The following is a 14,303-nucleotide window of genomic DNA, read 5'->3' as shown; positions in this document are numbered from 1 at the left end:
GATGTAAGGGAAATAGATGAAACGTTTAATGCTTGTTGGTGTGTTGTCGCTGCCATTGGTGTTGAGTGGTTGCCAGAGTGCTTACTACTCCGCGATGGAGCAAGTAGGGATTCATAAAAGAGATATTTTGGTGGATCGAGTTGAAGACACCCGCAGTGCACAGGATGACGCCCAGCAGGAGTTTGTTTCGGCGTTGGAACAGTTTCGCCAAGTAGTTAACTTCGATGGCGGTGAACTGGAGTCGGTGTATAACGATATGCAGTCGGCCTATGATGATAGTGAGGCGGCGGCTGAATCGGTGAGTCATAATATTCGTCAGGTTGAAGAGGTGGCCGCGGCACTGTTTGAGGAGTGGCAGGAGGAGTTGGATCAATACACTAGTCGCAAGCTACGTAATCAAAGTGCGCAATCCTTAAAAGAGACTAAAGCCCGCTATAACAGCCTACATACCCGCCTTAAACGCTCTGAATCGAAGATGCAGCCGGTGCTCGCAGCATTAAAGGACAATACGCTGTTCCTCAAACATAACCTGAATGCGCGGGCGATAGGCTCATTGAAAGGTGAGTTTGGGGGCATCAAACGGGATATCGATCGCTTGCTGGTGGAGATGCAGCGCTCCATACAGGCATCGGATCAGTTTATTAAAGAGATGCGCCAGTAGGGTAACTCATGCCGTTGTGCGGGCTCAAATGAGCCCGCCCCAGCGATTAGCGTCAGATGGGCAAGAAGGTCATCGAGGCAGCGCTTTGCACCACCCGGGTGATATTACGGTTGGTTGTATCGGCAATCAGCAGGGCCATCATATCCTGCAGGCTGATCATCTTACCAAATAGTCGTTCATAACTGAGGTTGCGGATGCCGTTTGTGCCTAAACCATTACTGAGAATATAACGTTCGCCGCGATCATCTTTACGGTTATTCAGCTGCCAAGAGACGGTCTCTAAATTGCGGGCACTGTTATACAGTTTCTGCTGATCGATCTCATCGAGTAGATAAAACTCGTCCTGATAGTTATAGGCGGCATACAGCATACTGCTGATACCCGCCATTAAAGCAAACACTCGGTCACCCTCAAATGCCTCATTAAAACTCAGTGAGATGGCGGCGGTGCTTTTAGCACCGTTGAGTTCGCCAAAGCCTTTAATGCGCTGATCACTGAAAATTTGATCTAAACGTTTTTTTACCGTGGTGCCTGGTGGGGCTTTGGTCAGCTCCCGAGGGTTACGTTTATACAGTTTTATGGTTAGTTGGCGACAGAGTTTGCTAACCTCTTGGATATGCATATCGGTGACACTGTCGATATCACTTTTAGCCAGATGGCTCAGTTTGAAGTTATTCGCCGAGTTAGTGGCGCAGCCGGCTTGTAATAGGCATACCGTTACTAGGCTGAGCTGTAGTAATTTAACGGGCTTCACTGGTCAGGGTCCTGCTCATAAAGCTCAAATTGAAAGCCAGAACTGACGGGCTGATTGTTTTTGGCTGGGGTGCTAAAGGCGATGCCTCCCTGTACCAAGCTTTCCAAATTGGTTGTTTCCACTTTTAATCCTTTAAAAATGCCAAATTCTGCATCAATACCGCCGATGTTCCAGAATTTACTGTTTTTGCTGACCAGCGATTGATAGCGCGGTTTGATATTAACAAACAGTTTTACGCTCTGGTTATCGTCGCTGAGTTCATATCCCGAAACATAACCGACCGGCATCCCACGGAAGTAAATATTACTATTAATATCAATAGAACCGAGCTGCTGTGTTTGCAAGACAATATTGAGTCCGGGTAAGTTTCGGGTCGCGGGGGCTTCGGCTAGTCCGGTAAAGCTGAGTTGTTGATCGCCATCACCGGGCAGGGCTTCGATATGGTTACCGGCGATCAATGTTTCGGGATAATCGATACCCGAGAGGTTTATGCGTGGCGCGGCAACCCAGAAACGCGTGCCTTGCCGGGCCAGTAAACGGCCTTCCTCGGTAAGGGCGATACGGGTTTCAGCGCGGCCTTGGCTATCAAGCAGTCGTACCTGCTCGACAGTCCCGAGGATCACTCCTTTAAAATAGACCTTGGCGTCGACGGTGATATTGGGGCCGGGTGGGAAGGTGACGGTGATATCTGGCCCCCCTTGTAGAGCCTTATGTTGTTGATTATAAAGTTTAAAGAGTTGGCGAGGCTTGGCTGTATGGCCACCGTCGCTGAGATTAGCGAAGGCGATACCGCCGCGTAGTAATGTCTGTACCGATTCACTGTGAATTTTAACGCCATTGCGGCTGAGGCTAGCGTCAATGCCACTGGCATTCCAGAAACGACTCTGATCGGTGACTAGGTGGCGATAGGGTTTATCGATCAGTAGGTGGATGATGACACTGTCATCCTTAGCGAGAGCGTAATGGCTGACGGTACCCACAGGTAGCTGCTTATACAGCACCGGTGCGCCGCTGCTAATTGAGCCGAGACTATCGGCCTTGACCCTCAGGGGGAGTTTATCGGCGTTTTCCCGATATAACAGACGGCCCTGTTGGCTGGCATTATCGAAGTTACGGAACAGGTGGAAAGGGTGTTCCTGCTTGACGGCTTTCTGGTCTTCGGTATCGGGGGTGAAAAATGCAATGCCGCCGTTAATGACGCTGCTGAGCGAGCCGCTATCGAGTTCCACGCCATCGACCCCGGCAGAGACTTTAATACCACTCTCTTCCCAGAAGCGGCTGTTGTGTTTGATCAGTGAGGCGTACTGTTCTTTGATGGTGGCATAGATCATAACGTGATGACCATCGTCGCTCAGCTCATAGCCGCTCACTTCACCCACCGGAATTTGGCGATACATCACTGGAGAGCCGTAATCCAACGAGCCTAAGCGGTCGCTTTCTAGGCGAATATTCAATCCGTCAATCCCTGGCCGATAGGCGGGTGGGCTGTTGAGGGCGGTGAAATCAAACTGCGTTTCACCACTACCCGGTTGCAGAACAATCGCCGCGCCTTGAATGAGATCGCCAATGTTTTGTAAACGATTCAGCGACAGCTTCGGTGTGGGCAACCAGAACTGGCTACCGGCGCGTAACAGTGGCCGGGCTCGTGGATCGATAAGCAGGCGGGCGTTGAGGGTTTGCAAGTCTTCGCTCAGCTGCAGATGTTGTACGCGACCGATACGAATGCCTTCACTGATGACTCGAGTGCCTTTGCGTATATCGGTGCGGGCTGGAAACTTCACATTGACCACGATGCCATCTTCCGCCGCTTCAAAGTCAGGAAATAGGTGGAACTGATGCTCTGGCGTGAGTTTGCTCTCATCCCCCGGTGGGGTATAGAAACTGATGCCCCCGGCGATAATGGCGGCTAATGAGCCAAAGCGTAGGTCGATACGGGATAGGTTAGCCTTGAGGCTAATACCACTGGCATTCCAAAAGCGCGTACTATCGGTGATCAAGTGGCGGTAGGCTGGCTCTATAAACAGCTCAATGCGAATTCCTTCGGAGTTGTTAGCTAGACCGAAGTTAATCACTTCACCGACCTCAACCTGACGGTAATAGACTTTTGCGCCGCGCTGAATCGATTGCGCCGAATCGGCCAACAGAGATAGGTAAAGCCCCTGTCGGTTCTTCAGCGGTGGCGGTGGCTCATTGTCAGCAATAAAACTGTAGCGCTCATTGCCTTTGCCGGGCTGTAGTTCAATGTAATAACCCGATAGTAGGGTATCCAGCCCTTTTACGCCGCTGAGGGATATCTGTGGTTTGACCAACCAAAAGCGGCTGCCTTCCACTAGAATTTCTGCCGCTTCTTTCTCCATTTCGATCATGGCGGTGACGCTCTTCAGATCTTCATTGAGCTTCAGCGTTTTGATCATGCCCGCTGGGAGGCCGCGATACATGACCCGGGTGACGCCGGCTTCTAACCCTTCTGCGGTTTCAAACTGAACCTCGATCATGATCCCGGCATCTTGGTAGCTTTTGACCACTAGCCAGCCGGCAATAACGGCGGCGAGAAAGGGTAACAGCCAGACCACAGAAGGCGCGCGATGGCGTTTGACCAACGGCGTCGCGGGGGTGTTATCAGTTTGAGAGGTGCTCATGGTGTGTCCTTTTGATCGTCGTTAGCGGGTAGATCCGTAACGCCGTTATCCCAAATCAATCGTGTGTCAAAGACGATAGCAGAAAACATCGTTAGCAACACGACCACCGCAAAAGCGGTGGCCCCATCGTTGCCTTCGATGTGGGCAATATTACCCAGTTGTACCAGCGCCACCAAGATGCCGATGACAAAAATATCCAGCATTGACCAGCGTCCGATCCACTCAACGATGCGAAACATCAGGGTTTTCTGTCGTAAGTTGGTTTGCAAGCGAAACTGCACCGTGCACAGCAAAATAGTCATGGCGATGATTTTTAATACCGGCACCACAATACTGGCGATCAATACAATCAGGCCAATCAACAGCATATCTTGATCTAGTAGATGGAGAATGCCGCTCAGAATGGTGCTCGGCTCGCCCTGACCAAAGGATTTAAAGGTCATAATGGGCAACAGGTTGGCCGGCAGGAATAGTAAAACTGCAGCAATGAGGCTCGCCCAGCTCAGGTTCATCGAATTAGGTACTCTACTGTGCAGTCGGGCACCGCAGCGATCGCAATGCTCGCCCTCTAAGCTGAGTGGGTGGAGTTTTTCACAATCAATACAGAGTAGATAACCGCTCTCTCGGGCGCTCCTAAATTGCGGTCGTTGATCACTCATTAGACGCTGCCTTTTGCCGGTATAGGTCGATCTCGTGCCAGATCTGGTGAGGGTTAAAAAACACACTGCTGAGGGTGGTGATAACAATCAACGCAGCCAAGCTGTAAAGTCCTAGGCCAATTTCAAGATCGGCAATATCTTTCAATTTGATAATCGATATCAATACGCCGAGCAGAAAGATCTCCAGCATGCCCCAGCCGCGTAGATGTTGATAACCATGCATCGCTTGACGTAGCAGCCCGCCACTCCGGTGATAGTGCAGGGAAAAGCTGATATAAAACAAAATCACTAGCTGAAATAGCGGCACCACAATAGCGAACAGTAAAATCAGCAGCGCCACCAATACCAGTCCGCCATCGAAGAGGGATAAGGCGCTTTGAAAGATAATTTCACTCTGGCTCTGACCAAACACCTGTAAGCTCAAAATAGGAAAAATATTGGCAGGAATAAATAAAATCAGGCCGGCGATTGATAGTGCGAGTAGGCGCTCAATGCTGTTGATGGTGGTGTAATAGATACGGGCATGGCAGCGGGGACAGATAATATCCTCGTTGGGTTGGTTTGCGACCCGTTCCATCAGCAGATCACATTCGTGACAAGCGATCAGTTGTTCAGGTGTGCCATGCATTGCGATATAAACCGTTGCCGAAAAACAGAACTCAGAGTATGCCAGATTTGTGGCTGCAACCCATAGTCAAATGGTGGCAGCGTTGAATCGTTAAATTAACTGTCTCAAATCGCGGCGTTAGGGTTCGCTATGCTGTGGCTAAGAGCGAGTCGCCTTGAGTTTTTACGGTGATGTCTTACGGGGCGGATCTCCGTGATGTTGGCGCCATTGTGCAGTATTATAACGGCTAAAGGGTCTGCGGTTGTGTTGTGATATCCGCCCGCTAGCGCAGATGATCCATTCGTATGAATTAATTGTCAGGTTATCTATGAGTCAATCCGATCAGGGTGATTTTAAAGCCCTGCGCCGTGAATATGTGGCGCACCCTCTTAACCGGTCAGATTTGGCGGCCGATCCGGTACAGCAATTTGCAGACTGGATGCAGACGGCCACCGAATATCGTCCCGATGATGCGACTTCCATGACGCTGGCGACCGCCGGTGCGTCAGGGATGCCTTCGGCGCGTATTGTGTTGCTGAAACATTTTGGTGCGGACGGCTTTGCTTGGTATACCGATTATCGTAGCCATAAAGGCCAGCATCTCGCAGAAAACCCTCAAGCGGAGCTGATGTTCTACTGGTATGGTCTTGAGCGGCAGATCCGTATCCAGGGGCGGGTAGAGAAACTGTCACCGGAACAGGGTCGTAAATATTTCAATGAGCGCCCCGTTGGCAGTCGCCTGAGTGCCGCTATCTCCCATCAAAGCTCGGTGATCGACAGTCGAGAAAGCCTTGAACAAGCGGTCGTTGAACTGCAGCAGCAACATCCCGATGGTGATATTCCTTACCCTGAATGTTGGGGAGGTTATCGTTTAATACCCAGTCGTTTTGAATTCTGGCAGGGGCGGGAAAGCCGCTTACATGATCGCTTCAGCTACACGCTGATGGATGGTCAGTGGCAGATCGATCGACTCGCCCCTTAAGTGCTAACGGAATATTAATAACATGACTGAACAATTCTTATCCTGCGTTGAAGTTGAACCGCCCCAGCCGCCGGTTGCCAGTGTTATCTGGTTACATGGGCTGGGCGCCGATGGCCATGATTTTGAGCCGGTAATTCCGGCACTCAAGCTGCCGGCAAACCTGCCGGTGCGCTTTGTCTTCCCCAATGCCCCGGTGCAGCCGGTTACCGTCAATGGAGGCTGGGAGATGCCTGCTTGGTACGATATTCTGGAAATGAAGCTGGAGCGCAAGATCGATGTTGATGGCTTGTTGCAGTCTGTCAGTCAGATAAACCGTCTAATTGAGCGGGAAATTGCCCGGGGTATTCCGGCGAATAAGATCGTCCTCGCTGGTTTTTCTCAGGGCGGAGCCGTGGCCTATCATACCGCGCTCTGCTTTCCACAGCGGTTGGCGGGCTTGCTCACTCTCTCAACCTATGTCGCAACGGCGGAATTAATAGCACAGCATCGCAGTACGGCTAACCAAGGGATCGCCATTGCGATTCATCACGGTACGGCTGACGATGTTGTGCCGATGGTGCTTGGCCAACAAGCCAATGAATTATTGCAACAGTTAGACTATAAGCCCCAGTGGCATAGCTGGCCGGTTGATCACGGTCTGTGTGTGGCCGAGATTGAATCGATCGGTGCGTGGCTGACTGGACTATTAACGATGGAAACTATTTAAATGAATATCAGTAACAACTGCTATGTCGAGATTCACTATGCCCTGTATAACGCTGCCAAAGAGGTGGTTGATAGCTCCCGTGATGGCGAACCTTTGCCGTATATTCAGGGCAGGGGGAAAATTATCCCTGGCTTAGAAACGGCGTTGGAAGGCCGCGCTGTTGGGGATAAGTTTAGTGTCACCATCGCCCCTGAACAGGGTTACGGCGAGCGGGATGAAGAGCGAGTGAGCATTATCGATGCCGAATCTTTTGCCGGATTTGATGACATCCATGAAGGCATGCTGTGTCAGGTTGAGGGCGAAGATGGCGAGCCGCAACTGGTGACCATTATGCAGATCGACGCTGAAGAAGGCGAAGTGACGATTGATGCCAATCACCCTTTTGCTGGCCAGACACTGGACTTTGAAGTCGAGGTTATCTCTGTACGTGATGCGACAGAGGCCGAGCTGCAAGCCAGCTGATACGCTTTCCCCTAGTTAATAGATAAGAGGAACATAGACTATGCGACTACTGTTAGCGCTGCTGTTACCTTGGTTACAATTTTTTACCATTGGCAGACCCTTTGCTGGCATTATCTGCCTGCTGCTACAAATAACGATTGTTGGTTGGCTGCCCGCCGCTATTTGGTCTGTTTATGCTCTGAGCCAATATAAAACAGATCAGAAAATAGACGCTGCCTTAGGTGGCAAATAACCTCGCCATCGTTATCTCGATGCATTAATGCACCGGTGCTTCTTTCGATCATCGACTGAAGTGCCGCGCACCATCCCGCCTGTCATCATCCTTTTGGCATTATATGCTGAGATCATTACTACGCCGATGCTTCTGTCTCGGTGATCTGGGCTGTTATCTGTCTTACTTATACCTTTTCTTGCCATTCCATATCGCCAATTTGAACATTCAGCCATTCAAAGCCGATACGTCGAGCCACCGCCGCCGCGCCATCGAGGCTCTTAAATTCCCGTTCTTTACGTGAACGTTGCAGATCCAGCGTTAGCACTTCGTTCTGTTTTGTAATGAATTTTAGACGCCAACCCCGAGCAATAGAGACCGGTGCCGCCTGGCAGGAATCAAACACGCCCGCTTTAAATAGGAGCTTAATTTCTCTCTCTTGCATCATCAATTCCTTCTTTAGTGATCTTAAAAATAGATTAAGTTAATTATATAATAATTTTTGATTTATCAAAAGTTTATAAGGATATTCGTTAGTTTTTAATTCATTGTTTATTAAGGATTTTTTTGTGATTTTGTGATAGCTTTCCAGGATGGTGTTTTTGTTTTTTAAGTTACTGATTTTAAAAGATATTTTTATGTTTTTTCGTGATTGTATTTATCAATACCTACAGCGTAAATGGATGGTTTTAACTATCGTAAGAGAATTATGATTATTCATTATCTATTTAAGCGTCTTCTATACTCTGTATTGTTATATGGAGGATTGGTTTCTCACGAGGAAGAAAGATGGGCCTAGCACCTGCACCAAGGGATTGGCTGTTTTACCGGGGTAGAACTCAGCCTGGTGTGGTGCTATTAAGTATTGATATCAGTCTTGGTGTAAGTACTGCTGGCCTAGTGGTTATATAGCTGTGAGGTGATGGTTCTAAAGAAATGCTGTATAGGCTCGGCATCAGATAATTATGTCGGCGCAGTGTGGGACGGCGTTAAAGGTATAGATGATCGGTAAAATCAGTTATGAGAGTACTTATTGAGTTATATCAATATTCTCTTCGGATATCAGGAGTAATATCAGTCTTAAGGTTGAAACACAAAAAAGGTAACTGTTATGGATCCGTATACGTTCGAAACGCTGTGGCCTAGTTTGCTAGGAGTTGCCGCAATGGCTGGCACCATGATCTGGGCGTTTATCAAAATTCGCAAACTCATGAACGAAGACGGCAAGAAGTAATTGCTGGTCTGAACAGCATGATTGAATCACAAAGGGGCCGCATAGCGCGGCCTTTTTAGTGCCTGAAATAAGCGCATTGTTGGTAGCCTCAGGCTGGTAATCATCAACGGGCAATGGTTGCCTCTTTCTTTATTCCCCATAAAGAGCTCTACTTGTCGTGCATTTAATGCTTGTACTTCACAACTATCCACTCAATGGTTATGGCAACGATTGTATTGTCTCGACCTGTTGTTAAGGTAGGAGCTGATCCCTATCGGCTGATTTAAAGGGGCACGGGTTAGGGATAAAGATTGATTTTGAACAACTGTTCAGATTAATATCTGATCACAGGTTCAGTTTAAAGGTGCCGCGATGGCAAATGTAGCAAAATACAATCGAGAAGACGTGATTCATAAGGCAATGTTGCTGTTTTGGGAGCGAGGCTATAATGGCACCTCTACTCGAGATCTGCAGCAGGCGATCGATATGCGACCGGGCAGTATCTATGCTGCGTTTGGTAGTAAGGAGCAACTCTATCGCGAAGCGTTAGTCTGTTATTCCAAAGAGATGGCCGATGTATTAGCACAGCGGATCGCTAGTACGGGTTCCCCTTTGGCGGGCCTTGAGATGTTTTTCCGCAATGTGGTGATCGACCAGTGCAATACAAACCCCAGTGAAGTCTGTATGTTGGTTAAGACGCTGACGGAGGTGGGTGATGATCACCCGGAGCTGATGGCCTTATCACGGGAACTGCTTAAACGTACCGAGGATCGTTTTGCTGATATTCTGCAGCAAGCGAAAGATCAAAACGAGATAGCTGAACATGCGAATCCACGTATTTTGGCCAGGCATCTGCAAGTACAGATGATCGGTTTGCGGATCTATATGAAAACCAGCCGTAACCCCGAGAGTCTTAGCGAACAGATCACGACCATTTTTTCTCATTTGAAACGTTAATGATTCAGGGTTCGGTTTATTAAACGATAGTGGGCACATTAAGTTAGCTCAAGGTTGAAAGGCACAGATGAAACGTATCAATAGGCGATGGATCGCAGCCCTTATGGCGCTGTTACTCAGCAGTTCGGTGTTACTGTTATCCGGTTGTAATGACGCTGAGCCCGAGCAAAAGAAGCCAGTATTGCTGATTGATGCGGCAGACCCTCAAGTATTTGTACGTCATATCGTCGGTGAGTATCTGACGATTAGCGATGAGCTTGTGACTCAGTATCAGCAGTTTAAAGCGGCGCAAGATTCTAATGGTTTTGTTCTCTTTCGTAACCGTCATTGGACGCCTGCTTATATCGAGAGCAAAGAGAGCTACGGTAAAACACTGTTCAATCAAAAGGCTTACATCTACCGACATCAGCTCAATGGATTATTTGATCTGTTTTTTGAGCTGCAAAAATTGTCGCTGTTGCTCAAACATAGCTTATTAGATGAAGATTGGGCGCTGGAACAGGAAGCGATGGCGCGTATTGCCGAAGATCGTATATTGATGATGCAATATCTTAAAGCGGAAAATACAGGCAAACGTGCGTCTGGTGTTCCTGCCGATGGCTAAAATCTTAGCCAAGACAAACATCGCTGTCAGCATATGAATCGCGTATATTAAGGGTGTTTTGGCTGCTGTTTGTTTAAAGGCCTACTTCTGTGTGAATGTAAGGAAGAATACTGATGTATGGATTTGAAATTTCAATTGTTGTGATTGTAATTTTTGCGTTGGCGTTGATTTTTGCCGGCGTGAAAATGGTTCCCCAAGGTCATTGTTGGACGGTTGAGCGGTTTGGTCGCTTTACCCGGTCATTACATCCGGGTTTGCACCTGTTGATTCCGATTGTTGATGCGGTAGGCTCAAAACAAAACATGATGGAGCAGGTGTTGGATGTTCCACCACAGGAAGTGATCAGTTCTGATAACGCAATGGTTACGACTGATGCGGTGTGCTTTTTTCAGGTACTTGATGCCGGTAAGGCCGCTTATGAGGTGAATGATCTGCCTCGGGCGATGCGTAACCTGGTGATGACGAATATCCGTGCAGTGTTAGGCTCAATGGAACTTGATGAGATGTTATCTAATCGGGATGCCATCAATATTAAGTTGCTAGGTAAGGTCGATGAAGCGACCGACCCTTGGGGTATTAAGGTGACGCGTATCGAAATTCGCGATATTTCACCGCCTCAGGACTTGGTTGATTCCATGGGTAACCAGATGAAAGCCGAGCGGGATAAACGGGCGACGATTCTGGTGGCCGAAGGTCAGCGGGAAGCGGCAATTAAAGTGGCCGAAGGCCAGAAGCAGGCGGAGATTTTACGGGCAGAAGGTGACCTTCAGGCGGCAATCTTGAATGCTGAGGCACGGGAGCGTGAAGCGCAAGCAGAAGCCTTGGCTACTAAGGTGGTCTCTGAAGCGATCAGTGAAGGTAATCAGCAAGCGATCAATTACTTTGTGGCGCAAAAATATACCCAAGCGTTACAAGCGATTGGCGAAGGCGAGAATAGCAAAGTGGTCATGATGCCGTTGGAAGCTAGCAGTTTGATCGGCTCTATTGGCGGAATTTCTGAATTGCTCAAACCCACCAAAGCGAAAGATTAACGATGGCTGATTGGTTTAATACCTTGACCCAATGGCACTGGCTGATTCTTGGCACGGTATTATTGATTCTGGAAATGCTCGGGGCCTCCGGTTTTTTGATCGGTTTGGCCGTGGCGAGCTTAGTGGTGGCGGGGACGGTTGCGCTGGGTATGATCGATAGCTGGTCATATCAGTTGCTATTGTTTGCCCTACTGGGCATCGGCTTTACGGTACTCTATTGGCGTGTGTTTCGCTCCTTTAACCGGCACACTGATGAGCCGTTGTTGAATGATCGGGCGGCGCAGTTGATAGGGCGTAAGTTTGTCTTGGCGCAAAACCTAGATAACGGTCAAGGACGAGTGCAGGTCGGCGATACGCTATGGAAAGCGGAAGCTGAGGCCACACTCGTTGCTGGAACTCAGGTTGAGGTTTACGCCAGTGAAGGGATGGTCATTAAGATCCGTCCGTTAGGCAGTGCTAACGCTTAATGGCTTCACTTAAAGGTTCAAGTTAACAGCAGATTCTCTCATATACAGCGTAACCCTTTATTGGGGGTACGCTGATCTCCCTTCAAACAATATCTAAATGTGGTGTTTGGCCGTGATTCAGTTGATGTATCCAGCCTAGTTCGAGCCAGCGAAACAATATCGTTAATAGTTTCGCGGCTGCGGCGTTTTCATTCACCTGGGCGGCAACCAGTTCTGCCGCTTGTGAAAAATCACCACCATGCAGAAAGCAATTCAACAATGCCTGCTCTAACGGTTCAGCGGAACGAAACTCTGTGAGTCTTTCGTGGTTGCGCCAAACGACCCAGCATTCAGGCTGTGGCAATGGATCCGGGGGTTGTCGTTCCATTTTCAGGGCTTGCCAAATCTCGACGACATTGAACGGGGTGTTAAACAGTTGCAGGCTTGGATGAAATCGCAGTTGCAGCGTGGGCCAGTGTTCCGGTGGCGTCTGCTGCAGCGTGGTTGCCGTCACTGTATCGCGGTCGGCGGCATCAAAGGCGGTTAGTAAGCAGCGTTCAAATCGTGCTAATTCGGCAATCTGGGGATGCTGACTAAAAAACGCATCATGGCGTAGATAATCTGGTAGGGGATCACAATAGTAGCGCAATGACCGATAGGCGCTAGGCGCTGCATCGATGTAACCTTGGCTTAGTTGATCAAACAGTTCATCCCCGAGATAACGACCTAACACGGGGTGATCATTATCGATCACTTCCCGTAGGCGGATACGATAACCGCTTTGATAGATCGACAAGCGTTGCTCGGCATTGAGTTGATCATCGCTATGGATGTACTGAGTAATCTCATCGCTGCCGTTAAGTAGTGCCTGCATCATCTGCTGCTGGCGTTGATGTAGGGATGATGTCATCAGCCGGCAACCTCGCGTATTGGTGGTTGAAAATCGAGGGTTTCAGCGGCGATTTGACGGGCAATATTCAGCTCGTCAAGCAGCTCATTGAGTGGGGGAATATTATCATCCCGTTCGATCATGGTGCTAACGGGGCCAAAACGTTGCAGTGCTTGGCGGTAAAGCTGCCAAACGGGGTCACAAATATCGTGATCGTGGGTGTCGATAACATGGGTGCCGTAATCGCTGTGTCCGGCTAAATGAAACTGTCTAACCCGTGCGGGGTTGATCGAATCAAGGTAGGCCTCAGCATCAAAATGGTGGTTACGGCTGCTGACATAGACATTGTTTATATCCAGCAACATAAGGCAGTCGGCTCGCTCGACAATTTCGTTATAGAACGCCCATTCACTCATGGCCGAATCGGTGTAGCTTAGATAGCTGGAGACATTTTCCAGTAATAACTGCCGACCAAGGCTGTCCTGCACTTGCATAATGCGTTCGGCAATATGATTGATGGCCTCTTCGGTATAGGGCATGGGCAGGAGATCATGGCTATTGATGCCATCGAGTCCGGTCCAGCAGAGGTGATCTGATATCCATTCCGGCTGTACTTCATTGGCTAATTGTTTCAGCCGTTGTAGGTAATCTTTATCCAAGGGCTCGGTAGAGCCAATCGACAGGGATACCCCATGCATAACCATCGGATAGCGTTCACGGATGGCTTGTAAGTAATACTTGGGCTTACCGCCGGCGACCATAAAATTTTCTGAGATGATTTCAAACCAATCGACCTCGGGGTGAGTATCCAGCACATCCTGAAAATGTGGGGTTCTTAAGCCCAGTCCGAAACCTAAATAATGGTTGGTCATGAGATCTCCTGCAGAGAAAGTCGAACGCCCCGGAGGGCGTTCATACTGATAGTACTGGTTTAGCGGTGAGTCACTGTGTGAGTGATCGGCTTAGCTTACTTGGTTGTACCGCCGATATCGTCACACGATTTTTCGGTGGTCATAACAAAGCCGGTGCCTTTACAAGAACCCTGTCCTTTACAGGCATTTTCCGCTGTTTTACAGTCATTATGGCCTTTACAGACATTAATACCAAAACACTGAGTGAGTTCTGCTTTAGCAATTTGATCTCGCCAGTCATCACGCACGGTTCCGCCGGCATCAGTACAGGCTTTTAATGGCATAGAAACAAAGCCCTGACCTTTACAGGCGGATTGTCCTTTACAGGCATTGTTCGCCGTTTTGCAGTCATTGTGACCCTGGCAGGAGTTAACACCATAGCAATGTCCAAGTTCAACGGTGTCACCGCTGGTCATTGGGGCGGTGCTGGTGGCGGCAGTTGCGCCCATGCAGCCTGCTAGGCCTGCGGCTGCAACGGCGATAGCCGCACCGGATAAACCACTTTTCAGATTGGAGTTCATTATTGTTTTTCCTCTGGTTGAGTAGCCACTCTTTTGGCTCAAAGTTAATG

At 48.9% G+C, this 14,303-nt stretch carries 18 protein-coding genes; 10 read left to right on the top strand and 8 right to left on the bottom strand.

Features of this window, described 5'->3' with window-relative positions:
• Nucleotides 1-16: 16 nt before the first annotated feature.
• A complete protein-coding gene (locus ACN0T0_RS08675; RefSeq protein ID WP_417225144.1) occupies nucleotides 17-661 on the top strand; it encodes a DUF2959 domain-containing protein in 645 nt (214 codons plus the stop codon).
• Between the two features lie 52 nt (nucleotides 662-713).
• Here ACN0T0_RS08675 and ACN0T0_RS08670 read toward each other — a convergent pair whose 3' ends face one another.
• Genes ACN0T0_RS08670 through ACN0T0_RS08655 form a run of 4 tightly spaced genes read right to left on the bottom strand, consistent with a single transcriptional unit; the run spans nucleotide 714 to nucleotide 5,341 of the window.
• A complete protein-coding gene (locus ACN0T0_RS08670; protein WP_417225142.1) occupies nucleotides 714-1,415 on the bottom strand; it encodes a hypothetical protein in 702 nt (233 codons plus the stop codon).
• Nucleotides 1,412-4,054, bottom strand: coding sequence for an MlaD family protein (locus tag ACN0T0_RS08665; protein ID WP_417225141.1), 2,643 nt, complete (start codon nucleotides 4,052-4,054; stop codon nucleotides 1,412-1,414). The genes ACN0T0_RS08670 and ACN0T0_RS08665 overlap by 4 nt, the downstream gene beginning before the upstream one ends.
• Complete coding sequence (locus tag ACN0T0_RS08660) at nucleotides 4,051-4,713, bottom strand: paraquat-inducible protein A (protein ID WP_417225139.1); 663 nt, start codon at nucleotides 4,711-4,713, stop codon at nucleotides 4,051-4,053. The genes ACN0T0_RS08665 and ACN0T0_RS08660 overlap by 4 nt, the downstream gene beginning before the upstream one ends.
• Complete coding sequence (locus tag ACN0T0_RS08655; protein ID WP_417225137.1) at nucleotides 4,706-5,341, bottom strand: paraquat-inducible protein A; 636 nt, start codon at nucleotides 5,339-5,341, stop codon at nucleotides 4,706-4,708. Before ACN0T0_RS08655 ends, ACN0T0_RS08660 begins: the two co-directional genes overlap by 8 nt.
• 307 nt (nucleotides 5,342-5,648) lie before the next feature.
• Between ACN0T0_RS08655 and pdxH the strand changes: the two genes are divergently transcribed.
• The 4 genes from pdxH to ACN0T0_RS08635 are packed head-to-tail and all read left to right on the top strand — an operon-like array spanning nucleotide 5,649 to nucleotide 7,702.
• A complete protein-coding gene (pdxH, locus tag ACN0T0_RS08650) occupies nucleotides 5,649-6,302 on the top strand; it encodes a pyridoxamine 5'-phosphate oxidase (protein WP_417225135.1) in 654 nt (217 codons plus the stop codon).
• 22 nt (nucleotides 6,303-6,324) lie between these two features.
• Nucleotides 6,325-7,008, top strand: coding sequence for an alpha/beta hydrolase (locus tag ACN0T0_RS08645; protein ID WP_417225133.1), 684 nt, complete (start codon nucleotides 6,325-6,327; stop codon nucleotides 7,006-7,008).
• The gene (locus tag ACN0T0_RS08640) at nucleotides 7,009-7,470 is read left to right on the top strand and encodes an FKBP-type peptidyl-prolyl cis-trans isomerase (RefSeq protein ID WP_417225131.1); all 462 of its coding nucleotides are present in this window, start codon (nucleotides 7,009-7,011) and stop codon (nucleotides 7,468-7,470) included.
• A 40-nt stretch (nucleotides 7,471-7,510) separates the two neighbouring features.
• Nucleotides 7,511-7,702, top strand: coding sequence for a YqaE/Pmp3 family membrane protein (locus ACN0T0_RS08635; RefSeq protein WP_417225129.1), 192 nt, complete (start codon nucleotides 7,511-7,513; stop codon nucleotides 7,700-7,702).
• A gap of 166 nt (nucleotides 7,703-7,868) precedes the next feature.
• On the opposite strand, the gene ACN0T0_RS08630 is transcribed toward ACN0T0_RS08635, so the two are convergent.
• Nucleotides 7,869-8,126 (bottom strand): hypothetical protein, encoded by a 258-nt coding sequence (locus ACN0T0_RS08630; protein WP_417225127.1) that lies wholly within the window; start codon nucleotides 8,124-8,126, stop codon nucleotides 7,869-7,871.
• 666 nt (nucleotides 8,127-8,792) lie between these two features.
• Between ACN0T0_RS08630 and ACN0T0_RS08625 the strand changes: the two genes are divergently transcribed.
• The 5 genes from ACN0T0_RS08625 to ACN0T0_RS08605 all read left to right on the top strand — a co-directional run bounded on the left by ACN0T0_RS08625 (nucleotide 8,793) and on the right by ACN0T0_RS08605 (nucleotide 11,953).
• Nucleotides 8,793-8,915: a hypothetical protein gene (locus tag ACN0T0_RS08625; protein WP_417225126.1), complete on the top strand. Its 123-nt coding sequence runs from the start codon at nucleotides 8,793-8,795 to the stop codon at nucleotides 8,913-8,915.
• Nucleotides 8,916-9,266: 351 nt separating this feature from the next.
• Nucleotides 9,267-9,851 (top strand): TetR/AcrR family transcriptional regulator, encoded by a 585-nt coding sequence (locus ACN0T0_RS08620; protein WP_417225124.1) that lies wholly within the window; start codon nucleotides 9,267-9,269, stop codon nucleotides 9,849-9,851.
• Between the two features lie 67 nt (nucleotides 9,852-9,918).
• Nucleotides 9,919-10,455, top strand: a complete 537-nt coding sequence (locus ACN0T0_RS08615) for a hypothetical protein (protein ID WP_417225122.1) — start codon at nucleotides 9,919-9,921, stop codon at nucleotides 10,453-10,455.
• Nucleotides 10,456-10,568: 113 nt separating this feature from the next.
• Complete coding sequence (locus ACN0T0_RS08610) at nucleotides 10,569-11,486, top strand: SPFH domain-containing protein (protein WP_417225120.1); 918 nt, start codon at nucleotides 10,569-10,571, stop codon at nucleotides 11,484-11,486.
• Nucleotides 11,487-11,488: 2 nt separating this feature from the next.
• Entirely contained in the window at nucleotides 11,489-11,953 is a 465-nt protein-coding gene (locus tag ACN0T0_RS08605) for an NfeD family protein (protein ID WP_417225118.1), read from the top strand.
• Between the two features lie 82 nt (nucleotides 11,954-12,035).
• On the opposite strand, the gene ACN0T0_RS08600 is transcribed toward ACN0T0_RS08605, so the two are convergent.
• The 3 genes from ACN0T0_RS08600 to ACN0T0_RS08590 form a co-directional block, all read right to left on the bottom strand.
• On the bottom strand, nucleotides 12,036-12,842 hold the full coding sequence (locus ACN0T0_RS08600) for a DNA-binding domain-containing protein (RefSeq protein WP_417225116.1): 807 nt from the start codon (nucleotides 12,840-12,842) through the stop codon (nucleotides 12,036-12,038).
• The gene (locus ACN0T0_RS08595) at nucleotides 12,842-13,693 is read right to left on the bottom strand and encodes a DUF692 domain-containing protein (RefSeq protein ID WP_417225114.1); all 852 of its coding nucleotides are present in this window, start codon (nucleotides 13,691-13,693) and stop codon (nucleotides 12,842-12,844) included. The genes ACN0T0_RS08600 and ACN0T0_RS08595 overlap by 1 nt, the downstream gene beginning before the upstream one ends.
• A 95-nt stretch (nucleotides 13,694-13,788) precedes the next feature.
• On the bottom strand, nucleotides 13,789-14,253 hold the full coding sequence (locus ACN0T0_RS08590; protein ID WP_417225112.1) for a hypothetical protein: 465 nt from the start codon (nucleotides 14,251-14,253) through the stop codon (nucleotides 13,789-13,791).
• Between the last annotated feature and the right edge of the window lie 50 nt (nucleotides 14,254-14,303).

The sequence above is a fragment of the Amphritea sp. genome, from assembly GCF_048266285.1.
In the GTDB taxonomy this organism is placed as follows: Bacteria; Pseudomonadota; Gammaproteobacteria; order Pseudomonadales; family Balneatricaceae; genus Amphritea.
This window is presented reverse-complemented; position numbering and strand designations above follow the sequence as displayed.